This window comes from Clostridium sp. UBA7503 (assembly GCF_002477055.1).
Taxonomy (GTDB): domain Bacteria; phylum Bacillota; class Clostridia; order Clostridiales; family Clostridiaceae; genus Clostridium_J; species Clostridium_J sulfidigenes.
Genome location: NZ_DLNT01000045.1, coordinates 46,210 through 58,984, shown reverse-complemented (window position 1 = coordinate 58,984; position 12,775 = coordinate 46,210). Strand labels below are relative to the sequence as shown.

The following is a 12,775-nucleotide window of genomic DNA, read 5'->3' as shown; positions in this document are numbered from 1 at the left end:
AAATGAGTAAAAGAGCAAAGAATACTTGGATTATTATTACTTTGACTTTAATAATGAGTATGTTTCTATATGGTTGTTCAAAAGAAAAAAATCCCTTGGAAAATAGCAATAAAGTACAGGTTGGAGAGACAGCTGTAATTGAGGATAAAAAGATATTTGATGAAAATATAGATAACTTATCAGCATGGATCACTTATTGGGATTTAGATGTACAAGGAGAAGTTAAGTCTTTAGATAATCACTTAAAGGAAGTTTCATATTTTGCAGCTTATTTTGATTCCAATAATGAACTGATAATGCCACAGCAATTAGTAAATTATTTCCATAAAACTAAATACGAGGATTATAGCAAATATCTTACTATTGTTAATGATAAAAAAAATAGCGATGGAACTTCATCACTAAAGGATATTGAACTTTTAAAGACATTACTCACAGATTCTACCTTAAGAAGTAAAAATGTTAAGGATATAATAAGTTTAGCATCTCAGTATAGTTTTAATGGAATAGAAATTGACTATGAACAAATTAAGGATGATGTGGAATTATGGAATAATTACCTATTGTTTATTAAGGAGCTATATGATGAATGTAATGGAATTGGGTTAAAATTGAGAGTCATATTAGAACCTAATGCCCCTTTTGATGATCTAGAATTTATAGAGGGTCCGACCTATGTTATGATGTGTTATAACCTGCATGGAGGATTTAGTGAACCGGGAGAAAAAGCAAATCCTCAGTTCATAAAAGAATTGATAGATAAGATGGAAAGAGTACCAGGAAGTAAAAAATTTGCCATTGCTACAGGTGGATTTAATTGGGCTTTAGATGGAAATGTAACTTCCTTATCTGAAGTAGAAGCTAAAGATTTAGTAAAAGAATATAGTGCAAAAGAGAAAAGAGACAATAAAAGCCAATGCATAGTGTTCAAGTACACTGATGAGGATGGGATTAAACATGAGGTGTGGTATGCCGATAAAACTACATTAAACTCATGGATGCAAGTTATAAAGGAAAAAGGCTATGGCATCAGTCTTTGGAGACTTGGTGGAAATGTATTTCATTAGTTTATAATATAGACTTTTCAAAGTAATACTATATAGAAATTTCATATATAAAAAGAGTGATATTCTTACAGATAATAAATTTGAAGGGATATCACTTTTAAGTATAATATTTTTTGTAAGTGTAGGGTGGATAACCTAATTTATATTTATTTGACAAAGGATATTTTTAGAAACTATAATTAATGTGGTTCATATAATTATATAGGATTAAAATAGTGTGTTAATTTTATGAAAGTATATTAGTAAAGCAGTATGCTGCAACAATATATTTTCAGTATTGAGAAAAGCTATACTCTTTGTGAACATATGCAATTAAATTTTAAAAGATAGAGCATAAAGTTTTAAAACTAGATATTTAAAGACTATAAAAAGTAAATATGGGGGTATAAAGAAATGAAATTCAACAGAAAAGATATAATCAGGTTTCTTTTTCCAGAGTTACAGATAGTTGAAACTGTAAAGGAACACGGATTTATAGCAATGCCAAATAAAAGTAATAAGGAAAAGAAAATTCAAAATATGGAGCATGTAAATAGTGAGGGTAATACTTATTATAAAAATAATTTCAGAGAGATGAACAAAACTACTAAACAGAATCTAGTTAATAAATTAGATGAATCACAGAGTGGAAATGTAGCAACATATCAACACAAGGACACTTCTAAGGTGAAGATTGATGATATAGTAGATGTATTTAGTAGTATTAGAGAAGAAATTGGAACCTTAGTTGTAGGACAAACAGATTATCTGGATAATCTCTGTACTGCATTTAAGCGTCCATTTATAACAGGATATGACAACTTAAAACCTAAGAATGCTATTATTATTCTTGGAAATAAAAGCACAGGAAAACATAGTAGTATATCTTGTATTGCAAATATTCTTAAACAGAGGAGAATTATTAGTAGCAATAATATTTTAAAAATAGACCTCTCTTTGTATGCTACAACTTCGGATTATGAAGTATTTTTATCTGACTTATATAAATGTTTATATGGAGAATCTGATATTGTAATGTTTGATAATTGTGATAAGTGTCATTCTAGTATTATTGATGTAATAGAATTATTAACAATCACTGGTAAATATACCCTTAGTTCAAGATATGTATTTCAAAATAACAATCTTGTTGAATCAAACGGAATGCTTTTACAAAATTCAATAAGTGAGATAAGTTCAAATAATAAATATTTTGTTTTTGTATCAGAGAAATCAGAAAATGATATGTTGAATATTTTTGGGACAAAATTTATGAATTGCATAGGAGATATACTTTATACTAAGAATTTTAATTATGAGGAACTTAAAAAGATATCATTGATATTAATTGAAGATTTAAAGATAAAATGTAGTAAAAATCTTTCAATGAATATAAACTGTGAAGATGCTATATCTGAGTTAATTATATCAAATTACAAAGTTGTATCTGGAATAAGTAGTATGAGAGATTTTGTTGATTCTAATATATATAAGCCATTAGCAGAATTTAAATTAAAAAATAATATTGAAGATAATAATGTATTTTTATCAGTTAATGGTGAATTAATGATGCAAATTGATGATAAGTTTATAAGGTTAATTGATATTCTGCCTCAAAAGAATGTATCGAGTATTGATGATGTTAAAAAAGAATTAGAAAGTATAGTAGGGATTGAATCTGTAAAGCAGTATATTTTGGAACTTGAAGATAATTTAAAAATTCAAAAGTTACGAGAAAATGCTGGATTTAAGGCTTCTAATATTTCGATGCACATGATATTTACAGGCAACCCTGGAACAGGTAAAACTACAATTGCACGGATAGTTGCTAAATATCTAAAAGCTCTTGGAATATTATCACAAGGCCAATTAAGAGAAGTTACTAGAGCTGATCTTGTAGGTCAATATGTTGGGCAGACAGCAAAATTAACCAATGATATTATAAAATCTTCTTTGGGAGGAGTTCTATTTATTGATGAGGCATATGCTCTTTGTAGAGATAAGCATGATACCTTTGGACTTGAAGCCATAGATACATTAGTTAAAGGAATTGAGGACAACAGGGATGATTTAGTTGTTATCTTGGCTGGATATAAAGAAGAAATGGAAGATTTTTTGAAAACTAATTCAGGCTTAAAATCACGCTTTCCAAACATAATTAATTTTGAAGACTATAAACCAGAAGAAATGTATGAAATTTCATTTATTACAGCAAAATCTAAAGGATATAAGGTTTCTGAGGATTGTAAAGAGCAACTCATAAAACTATTTGAAAAAAAACAAATTAAGGGCAAAAATGATAGCGGAAATGGTCGTCTTGCTAGAAATGTAATAGAAAAGGCTATACTTAATCAATCTAAGAGATTGATAGTAGATTCTAATGCACCAATGAACTTATTATGTTACGAAGATTTTAAATTTGAAGAAGTAGGTAAGTTTAATTTAGAGGAAAGTCTTTCTAAGATTATTGGACTTGAGAATGTTAAAGAGTTTGTGAGAACTCAATATAAATTATTAATCGCACAAGAAAAACGTAGAAAAGCAGGAATGATTGTAGATACATCACAAGCTTTGAACATGATTTTTAGCGGGAATCCAGGTACTGGAAAGACAACAATAGCAAGACTTATTGCAGATATGTTTAAAGAGATGGGCTTGTTAAAATCAGGACATTTAATAGAAACTGATCGTAGTGGATTAGTGGCAGAATATGCAGGACAAACAGCTAAGAAAACTGAAGAGGTATTTAGATCTTCTTTAGGAGGTATTTTATTTATAGATGAGGCCTATGCATTAGCAAATGATAATGGCGGCTTTGGAAAAGAAGCTATAGATACTCTCGTTAAACTTATAGAGGATTATAGAGGGGAAATAATAATTATTCTAGCTGGATATAGGAAAGATATGGAATATTTTTTAAAAACTAACTCTGGGCTTCAATCTAGATTTCCACTTAATATAAATTTTCCAGATTATTCAGCAGATGAGCTATTTGGAATAGCTTTAAAGATGATTAAAGATACAGGTTTTAGGCTAGGAGAAGGAGCTGGTGAAGTCCTTAAGGAGGAAGTTATTCTATTGCAGAAACAGTCCAATGAACATTCTGGCAATGGACGTATGGTAAGAAATTATATTGAGGATATAATGAGAAAGCAATCAGCAAGAATTGCAATGAATGATATACCTGTAAATGAAATGAATATGATTATAAGTGACGATATACAACCTAAAGATAAATCAATAGTTAACTTTGATTTAGAAAGTGAATTATCTAAAATTATAGGACTTGAAGAAGTTAAGGAGTATATACGTAGTTTAAATGCAAGACTTAGAGTACAAAGAGAACGCAAAAAACTTGGGCTTGTAGCAGATAATACGCAGACGTTGCATATGATATTCAAGGGGAACCCTGGAACAGGAAAGACAATGGTTGCAAGAACAGTAGCAGATGTTTTATATAATATAGGTGTCATTAAAACAAATAAGTTAATAGAAACAGATAGGTCTGGACTTGTTGCAGGATATGTTGGACAAACAGCAATAAAAACTAAGGAAAAAGTTATGGAAGCTATAGATGGTGTACTGTTCATTGACGAAGCTTATTCACTTTCACAGGGTGGAACTAATGATTTTGGAAAAGAAGCAATAGATACATTAGTAAAACTAATGGATGATTATAGGGATAGAATAGTTATCATATTAGCAGGATATAGTGATGACATGGATGAATTTCTTGATGTAAATGCTGGATTAAAATCAAGATTCCCTAATATAATAAAATTTGAAGATTACTCTACAGAAGAGCTTATAGAGATATCTGGAATGTTGTTTAAGAGTAAAGGATATGAAATTGATTCATTAGCTAAAGATAAGCTTAAAGATATATTTGACATAGTAAGACTTGAAGCACAGTTTGGAAATGGACGCTATGTACGTAACTTGTATGAAAAAGCAGTGAATAATCAAGCAATGCGATTAAGTACAGATATGGATTTAACAAAAGAAGATTTAACTACTATAGTTGATACGGATATAGAAAGGTTGTAATGAGATGAAAAAATTAAAAAATTTACTAGGATATATAATTGCTACTATTTATTTTATTTTTCCTATGTGCTTAGTTTTGCTAATGTTAATTCTTATGCCACTATTTTTTATAACGGATGTTAGTACAGTTAGAAGTTCAGGGTTTGCTGGTCAAAATACAGCAGGTTTATTTATAGGTATGTGTGGGCTTTTTACTGGAGTATCTCTTCTTATACCACCACTAAGGAAGATGTATAGAGTATTACCATGGTTGTATTCATTTGTAAAAATATTCTATGTTAATCTAATAATTCTTGGTATTGGACTTATAATATTAAATTTTGGTTATCAAACACAAAATAATACTCGTCATACTGTATTTTTTATTTTGATGATATTACAGGTAGTTATTTGTAGATTAGTAATGTGCATTTATTTTAAGATAAAACCAGCAAAAATCATTAATGAGAGGTAAATTTATGAGTAATAAACAAAATAGTTTAAAAAAGGGTAATGATAAGATTAAGAAAAATTTTATAAATACAAATGAGAATACAAGAGAACAATTAAACATTCCTGATAATCAGTATAGTGAGGCTCAGGATGATATTGAATGTAAAAAAATAAATGTAATTGAAGAAAATAATGATGAATTTAATAAAAAAATTGAGCAAAAAAGAAAAGATAAGCCATTAAAGATTTTTGGATTGATATGTATTTTTTTTGGAATATGTTTTCTTGTTTTTGAAGGAGTATCAAAAATAGATACTTCAGAATCAGCTAAAAATGCCCTCAAAAATAGAGTATCTACAGCTATTTCAGCAGGAACTATTCTCTTATCAAAGGATGAAAATACTCAAGCACAGGATTATACTATTACACATAAATCTAATGCAAATGATACTAAAATTTGGGTCTGGGATTACGCTGGTGAGGATGGTGACTATGTACAAGTACTTGTAGATGATGCTCCATTAGGGGAAGCATTTATGATTAAACACAAACCAAAAGAAATTATTGTACCAGCAGTAGGGAAAGTTCAAATAAAAGGAATAAGAGACGGCGGAGGTGGTATAACCTATGCAATTAGATATGATATTAATGGAACTAGCTATTTTAATGGTACCCCTGAAGGTGAATTAAATACTTATACATTAATTAAAGAATAAAATTAACCGGTACGGTCAATGAAGGGGGAGTTTTTTGAATAATAAATTTTTAAATCTTCCTAAAGAGAAGAAAAATGCAATTACATTTAGTAATTGACCTACCTCTCACTTTAATTATGGGAATAATTTATATTATTATTTATTTATATATAGTTATCAGTGTTATATTATTTTTATTTTAAATTTTACGAATTGCAATCACATATTTTTCATAAATAAGAAATTATTTGCGTTGTTAAAGTTCTTCTTTTATAATAAAATAATATATATCTATAAAATAAAAAGAAGGTATATAAAATGTTTGACTTTAAATTTGACTGGCAAGATGATTTAAATATCAATATTGGGAGAATTGATGAACAGCATAAAGAACTTTTTAGAATTGCTCGTAATATAGAACAATTATTGATAACAAAATGTGCTACAGTAGATTCTAAAATTCTTCTTGATATAATATGTGAGCTTAGAGAATATATTTCTTATAGCTTTTATGAAGAAGAGAAAATAATGAAAGAAGCTAATTACTCTAATTATGAAGAACATATAAAATCCCATGAGGAATTAAAAAAAGTGATTATGAATATTGATCTATCAGTATTAAAGAAAAAGCCTTGTGAAGAATTAAAGAAAATTAAGGATTCTGTACAAGACTGGATTTTTCAACACATGATGATAGAAGACAAAGCAATGGCAGAAGAAATATTAAAGAGTCCAACCTACATTTAGAATGTAAGTTGGACTCTTAAAATTTATTTCTTTTTACCTAAAATACGTATTAAGTATATAAATAAGTTAACGAAATCTAAATATAATTCTAAAGCGGCAATTATAGCAAACTTATTTGTGGTAGTGGCATCATAACCATAATTTTGCTCATGTATTAATTTAACTTTTTGCATATCATAGGCTGTTAATGCACAGAAAACTGCAATACCAATATAGTTAACCAACATAGATAACTGATCAGAACCTATAAAGAGATTGAATAGGCTAGTAACTAATATTCCAACAACCCCCATTATAGCAATTCTACCTACCATTGATAAGTCCTTTTTGGAGGTCATACCTATCATGCTACAACAAAAAAACATGGCAGAAGTTACTACAAAAATACTTATGATGGACTCGAGACTGTAGATAGTAAATATTGCCCCAAAAGTAAATCCGTTTACTATAGAGTAGGTTATAAACATGGCAAAAGCAGCTTGAACAGAAAGTTTATTAATCTTTCTGCTAAGTAAAACTACTAAAGTTAATTCCACAACAATAATACCTATTACGAAAGCTGGGTTACTATAGATTAACAGCATCATAGAAATATTAGTGGAAATAAAATAACCTACTGCAAAGGTAATTATTAGTCCGATAGCCATATATAATAAGGTCTTATTTATAAAATTATTTTGGCTCTTACTATATGAAATTTCATTCATAATATCACTCCCTCAATAAATATAATATATGAAATATTATACAATATATTTAGGATTAATAAATAGATTATATATATTAAAAGAAAAAATTCAGGAACTATTAATATATTTTAAAGTAATTGAGAAAGTATTATAAGTAAAACATGAAGAAATAGAATAAACTTGGAAAGAATTTCAATGAAATGATATAATAAAAAATGCATAAAATAAATTTTCTCTGAAAGCCCTATGGTTACAGCAAATAGTTAACTAGTTAAATATATAAATAGTTATCTATATAACTATTTATATGTTTTTACAGAGAAATTTTATATCCAATAATATAATTTTATGGAGGATGAAATGGATAAAAAGATACTTATAGGAGAAATGGCCAAGATTCACAATATATCAACTCAGACACTAAGGTATTATGATTCTATTGGATTACTTAAGCCTAGACATAAAGATGAGGAGAATGGATATAGATATTATGATATTGAACAGTTTGCTCAGCTTGATTCTATTTTATTTTTAAAAAAGCTGGGAATGCCCCTTAAGGATATAAAAAAGTATTTTTCAAATAGAAATCTTAAAATATTAATTCATCTCCTTAATAAGAAAGAGAAGGACATAGATAAAGAAATTGAACTTTTGGAAAGATATAAAAAAAGTATCTCTAAAAAACTTGAGTTTTTGGAAGAAAGTATAGAAGAAGCTAGACTTGAAGTATGTGAAATAGTTGATTTAGAGGATAGAGATATAATATATATTTCTCTAAATGATAGAATAGATATATATAGTGTAGAATATGGAATAAAAGAATTAAGTAATAGATTGGGAGATAATCTTTGTTTATTTGATGGAAGAATAGGAGCTTTTATATCACAAGAAGATATTTTAAATAAAAGATATACTACCTTTAGAGATATTGCTTTAATTTTTGATCATGGCATTTTTAACCATAAAAATATAAAAACTTTGCATAAAGGAAGATATGCAAGGATAATTTATAGAGGGCTCTATGATTATGCAGAAGGTTACTTTAATAAGCTTATAAATTTTATGGATATAAATGGACTAGAGAGTGTTGGAGATGGCATAGTTCTTACCATAACTGATTCTGCTTTTTCTTCAAAGGAAGAAGAGTATTTAACAGAAATACAGATTCCTTTAAAATAAATTATTGACATTATAGTTACTATAAGGTTTAGAATATTAACTTGTGAGAGATAAGAGTGCTAGATTAATTACACATTAAATAAATTATTTTAAGTAGGTGATATTATGAACTTTGTAGAGTTAACGGAAATGAGATTAAAGAAATTATTGATAAAATTTTTGTTTCCTAGCATACTAGCTATGCTAGCAACGTCAGTAAATATTCTTTGTGATACCATATTTATAAGTCAAGGAGTTGGAAAAGAGGGCCTTTCTGCTTTAGGAATAGCTATACCTATATATAACGTATATAATGCAGTATCCCTTTTAATAGGAATGGGAGGAGCTACCTTATACTCCATTAATATGGGTAAAAAGAAGAAGGAAAAAGCAAACCAAATCTTTAGCACATCCCTTTTTGTAGCAATTATAATTGGGTTAAGTATTTCTATATTTGGTTATATTTTTTCAAAAAATGTAGCTATATTATTTGGAGCTTCAGAAGAAATATTAGGACTTTCAAATGAGTATTTAAAAATAATATTATTATCAGGGATAAATTTTATATTATCAGGAGTTTTACAGGCATTTATAAGAAATGATGGTGCTCCAAAGCTTTCTATGGTTGCCGGAATTACTGGTAACATGTTTAATGTGGTTTTTGACTATATATTTATTTTTGTATTTGACATGGGTATGAGAGGCGCTGCCATAGCAACTGCTATAGCACCAATGGTAACTTTAATAATTATAGCTACTAAATTTATTAAAAAATCTGGATATCTTAGATTCAACTATAATTTGATTAGAATTCCATATATTAAAAATATATTTAAGGTAGGAATATCAAGCTCATTCATTGAGGTATCTGGAGCTATTGTTATAATTTTATTCAACTATATTTTAATAGATATGATAGGTGAGATTGGAGTAGCTGCTTATAGTATTATTAGTAATATTGCTTTAATTGGAGTTGCAATATTATCTGGAATAAGCCAAGCTATTCAGCCAATAATAAGTGTTAATTTTGGAGCTGAACATTATGATAGAGTAATTAAAACTAGAAAAGCAGCCATATACATTGCAATTGCTTTTGGAATAGTATTTTTCTTAGTAGGAAATATCTTTACAAAAGAAGTAATTAGCTTTTTTAATAATTCAGACATGAAGCTTATGGAAATTACAGCTAGAGGTATGAGAATATATTTTGCCGCATTTATATTCATTGGAATAAATATGGTTAATATATCATTTTTTCAAGCAATTAGTCATGCTAAGATATCAAATACCATGTCTATTATAAAGAGTTTTGCATTAGTATTAATTAATCTATGTATTCTTCCGAAATTATTCGGTATAAATGGATTATGGTCTACCATACCAGTTGCAGAGTTTATTACTTTAATCATTGGTATATTTATAGTTAAATATAATATGAATTACTTAAAGTGTAAGGCATAAAATTAATGAATAAAGTTACAGCATATAAATTTGCTTTTATGTATATTTATATGCTGTATTTTTATATAAATATATAGATGAAGATTAAAAAAATGGAAAAACTACTTTACCTGTCATAGTAATTGTGATATAGTATAATTACTACGACAGGTAAAGTACGATAGTAATAGTAATTAAATAAAATACACTAAAGATGTAGTTATATATGAAATAGGTAAGTAGTAGGTGGAGAAAGGAGGATAACATTTGATAAGCAGTGATGTTATTAGAGGATATAATGATACTATAATTCTTTTTACGCTCCTAGATAGGGAGTCCTATGGATATGAGATATCTAAAACTATAAAAAAACTATCAGAGGAAAAATATATTATAAAGGAAACAACATTATATTCTGCCTTTACAAGGCTGGAAAACAACGGTTATATAGAATCTTTTTATGGAGATGAGACCTTTGGAAAGAGAAGAACTTATTATAGAATCACACAAAAAGGACTTGATTACTATAAAGAAAAGTGTGAAGAATGGAAGGTTATTAAAGAAGTAATGAGTAAATTTATAAAGGAGATGGAGAACTATGGAGACCATTAGAAATTATTTAGAAAATATTTTTTCAAGTTTACCAAAATCAGCAGAAATTATAAAATTAAAAGATGAGTTGCTTTCTAATATGGAAGAAAAATATTGGGAACTTAAAGAAAGTGGAAAAACTGAAAATGAAGCCATTGGAATTGTAATTTCTGAGTTTGGAAACATTGATGAGTTAATAAAGGAGTTGGGAATTGAAAATAGAAAGCAATTAGACAATATTCAGACTATTACTATGGAAGAAGCAGAAAATTACATGAAGGATAAAGTTAAATACGGAAAGCTTATTGCTGTTGGTGTTATGTTATGTATATTAGCACCAGCAATACTAATGTTTACTCATAATATTATAATAGGTGGAGTATTTGGTACAGAAATTAATATGGAAACTTTAGAAGGACTCAGTGTTATCCCATTGTTTATTCTTATAGCTATTGCTGTAGGGTTATTTATCTATGCTGGTACTCAACTTGACAAGTATAAGTATTTAGAAGATGATTTCATATGTCCATTACATGTACAGCAAAGAGTAAAAATTAAAAAAGAAGAATTCTCATCCAATTTTACTAAATTAAATATAATTGGAGTTACACTTTGTGTACTGTCACCTGTTGCGTTAATTGGTATATCAGCAATTGGAGGATATGATAATGATATATTATCTAATTATGGAGCAATTGTATTATTAATAATGGTAGCTATTGCAGTGTTTATATTTGTAAGAGTTGGGAATATAAATAATAGCTATAATGTACTTTTACAAATTGAAGAATATTCATCAAAATGTAAGGAAAATAATACAGTTATAGGAGATGTTGCCTCAGTTGTATGGCCTATTGTCACAGCAATATTTTTGATTTGGGGGTTAGGATTTAACGGATGGCATATTTGCTGGATTATATTCCCTATTACTGGAATACTCTTTGGAGCTTTTAGTGGAGTATATGCCTTAATAAAGCGTAATAATAAAAGATAAATTAGTAAAATAGCTAGTCATGAACTTAAAGTTTGACTAGCTATTTTACTTTAAGCAAAGAACTCTGTTTATACTGGAGTTAATTCTCCAGTGGTGGAATCCATAATAAAACCATAGACGTTAATATCTTTTGGTATTAGAGGATGTTTTGTAATGATAGCTACTGTCTCAGCTACTGAAGTATTAACATTATCAAATCCACTTAACCATGAATCAAAGTTAACTCCGAAGTATTTAGCCAAATTTATTTGATCTTCAGTAATGTTTCTAAGTTTCATTTTTTCAATAATTTTTTTACTATTCATATGTTGTGCTCCACAGTCTGTATGACCAATTACAAAAATTTCTTCAACCCCTAAATCATATATAGCTACTAGTAAGCTACGAGCTACACTTCCAAAGGGATGAGATATTGAACCACCAGCATTTTTAATAATTTTTACATCACCATTTTTAAATCCAAGGGCAGCGGGAAGAAGTTCCGTTAGCCTAGTATCCATACATGTAACTATGGCTATTTTTTTATCTGGATATTTACTTGTAATATATCTTTCATATTCTTTATTTTCTACAAATTCTTTATTGTATTTCAAAATTTCATCTATCATATTTTCACGTCCTTAATATAAGTATTATTAAGTGTAAAAAGTAAATTTTAAATATCTTAATAATATTATACAAATACTTAATTATCACTCAATAAATAGATTTTATTTTAAATGTAAACTAAATACAAGGAATTTCTCATTTTTTTCGCAATATAAAAAATAAATTTGAAATAAACTTTAAAATAATATAATAATTAGTTAATTATAGAAATATATAAATTATTTATAATAATTACTAGTGAATATGATATAGTGGAATAGATTAACAAGAGTATTCTTATATGATATAATATTATTCAGAGTATAATAATTATTATGATAATTTGTT

The 12,775-nt window shown here is 27.8% G+C and carries 11 protein-coding genes; 9 read left to right on the top strand and 2 right to left on the bottom strand.

What is annotated here, in order from left to right; translation table 11 throughout:
• Positions 1-2: 2 nt before the first annotated feature.
• The 5 genes from B3630_RS12275 (at position 3) to B3630_RS12255 (ending at position 6,967) form a co-directional block, all read left to right on the top strand.
• Positions 3-1,067, top strand: a complete 1,065-nt coding sequence (locus B3630_RS12275; RefSeq protein ID WP_346898559.1) for a glycosyl hydrolase family 18 protein — start codon at positions 3-5, stop codon at positions 1,065-1,067.
• A 393-nt stretch (positions 1,068-1,460) separates the two neighbouring features.
• A complete protein-coding gene (locus tag B3630_RS12270; protein WP_346898557.1) occupies positions 1,461-5,093 on the top strand; it encodes an AAA family ATPase in 3,633 nt (1,210 codons plus the stop codon).
• 4 nt (positions 5,094-5,097) lie between these two features.
• On the top strand, positions 5,098-5,547 hold the full coding sequence (locus tag B3630_RS12265) for a hypothetical protein (RefSeq protein WP_346898555.1): 450 nt from the start codon (positions 5,098-5,100) through the stop codon (positions 5,545-5,547).
• 4 nt (positions 5,548-5,551) lie between these two features.
• Positions 5,552-6,241 carry a hypothetical protein gene (locus B3630_RS12260; RefSeq protein WP_346898553.1) on the top strand — a complete coding sequence of 230 codons (690 nt, stop codon included), beginning with the start codon at positions 5,552-5,554 and terminating at the stop codon, positions 6,239-6,241.
• Between the two features lie 297 nt (positions 6,242-6,538).
• The gene (locus tag B3630_RS12255) at positions 6,539-6,967 is read left to right on the top strand and encodes a hemerythrin family protein (protein WP_346898551.1); all 429 of its coding nucleotides are present in this window, start codon (positions 6,539-6,541) and stop codon (positions 6,965-6,967) included.
• Between the two features lie 23 nt (positions 6,968-6,990).
• On the opposite strand, the gene B3630_RS12250 is transcribed toward B3630_RS12255, so the two are convergent.
• The gene (locus tag B3630_RS12250; RefSeq protein ID WP_346898549.1) at positions 6,991-7,674 is read right to left on the bottom strand and encodes a Bax inhibitor-1/YccA family protein; all 684 of its coding nucleotides are present in this window, start codon (positions 7,672-7,674) and stop codon (positions 6,991-6,993) included.
• A 342-nt stretch (positions 7,675-8,016) separates the two neighbouring features.
• Between B3630_RS12250 and B3630_RS12245 the strand changes: the two genes are divergently transcribed.
• From B3630_RS12245 to B3630_RS12230, 4 genes are all read left to right on the top strand, one after another.
• Complete coding sequence (locus tag B3630_RS12245) at positions 8,017-8,835, top strand: MerR family transcriptional regulator (RefSeq protein ID WP_346898547.1); 819 nt, start codon at positions 8,017-8,019, stop codon at positions 8,833-8,835.
• 105 nt (positions 8,836-8,940) lie between these two features.
• Entirely contained in the window at positions 8,941-10,275 is a 1,335-nt protein-coding gene (locus B3630_RS12240) for an MATE family efflux transporter (protein WP_346898545.1), read from the top strand.
• A 246-nt stretch (positions 10,276-10,521) separates the two neighbouring features.
• The gene (locus tag B3630_RS12235; RefSeq protein ID WP_346871035.1) at positions 10,522-10,866 is read left to right on the top strand and encodes a PadR family transcriptional regulator; all 345 of its coding nucleotides are present in this window, start codon (positions 10,522-10,524) and stop codon (positions 10,864-10,866) included.
• A complete protein-coding gene (locus tag B3630_RS12230; RefSeq protein ID WP_346898543.1) occupies positions 10,853-11,839 on the top strand; it encodes a permease prefix domain 1-containing protein in 987 nt (328 codons plus the stop codon). The genes B3630_RS12235 and B3630_RS12230 overlap by 14 nt, the downstream gene beginning before the upstream one ends.
• Positions 11,840-11,907: 68 nt before the next feature.
• Here B3630_RS12230 and B3630_RS12225 read toward each other — a convergent pair whose 3' ends face one another.
• Positions 11,908-12,447, bottom strand: coding sequence for a carbonic anhydrase (locus tag B3630_RS12225; RefSeq protein ID WP_346898541.1), 540 nt, complete (start codon positions 12,445-12,447; stop codon positions 11,908-11,910).
• Positions 12,448-12,775 lie beyond the last annotated feature (328 nt).

Excerpts from the sequence above, each read along its gene's own strand:
- B3630_RS12225 (WP_346898541.1), bottom strand. The coding sequence starts at position 12,447 with ATGATAGATGAAATTTTGAAATACAATAAAGAATTTGTAGAAAATAAA.
- B3630_RS12240 (WP_346898545.1), top strand. The coding sequence starts at position 8,941 with ATGAACTTTGTAGAGTTAACGGAAATGAGATTAAAGAAATTATTGATA.
- B3630_RS12270 (WP_346898557.1), top strand. The coding sequence starts at position 1,461 with ATGAAATTCAACAGAAAAGATATAATCAGGTTTCTTTTTCCAGAGTTA.
- B3630_RS12265 (WP_346898555.1), top strand. The coding sequence starts at position 5,098 with ATGAAAAAATTAAAAAATTTACTAGGATATATAATTGCTACTATTTAT.
- B3630_RS12245 (WP_346898547.1), top strand. The coding sequence starts at position 8,017 with ATGGATAAAAAGATACTTATAGGAGAAATGGCCAAGATTCACAATATA.
- B3630_RS12275 (WP_346898559.1), top strand. The coding sequence starts at position 3 with ATGAGTAAAAGAGCAAAGAATACTTGGATTATTATTACTTTGACTTTA.
- B3630_RS12230 (WP_346898543.1), top strand. The coding sequence starts at position 10,853 with ATGGAGACCATTAGAAATTATTTAGAAAATATTTTTTCAAGTTTACCA.
- B3630_RS12260 (WP_346898553.1), top strand. The coding sequence starts at position 5,552 with ATGAGTAATAAACAAAATAGTTTAAAAAAGGGTAATGATAAGATTAAG.
- B3630_RS12255 (WP_346898551.1), top strand. The coding sequence starts at position 6,539 with ATGTTTGACTTTAAATTTGACTGGCAAGATGATTTAAATATCAATATT.
- B3630_RS12250 (WP_346898549.1), bottom strand. The coding sequence starts at position 7,674 with ATGAATGAAATTTCATATAGTAAGAGCCAAAATAATTTTATAAATAAG.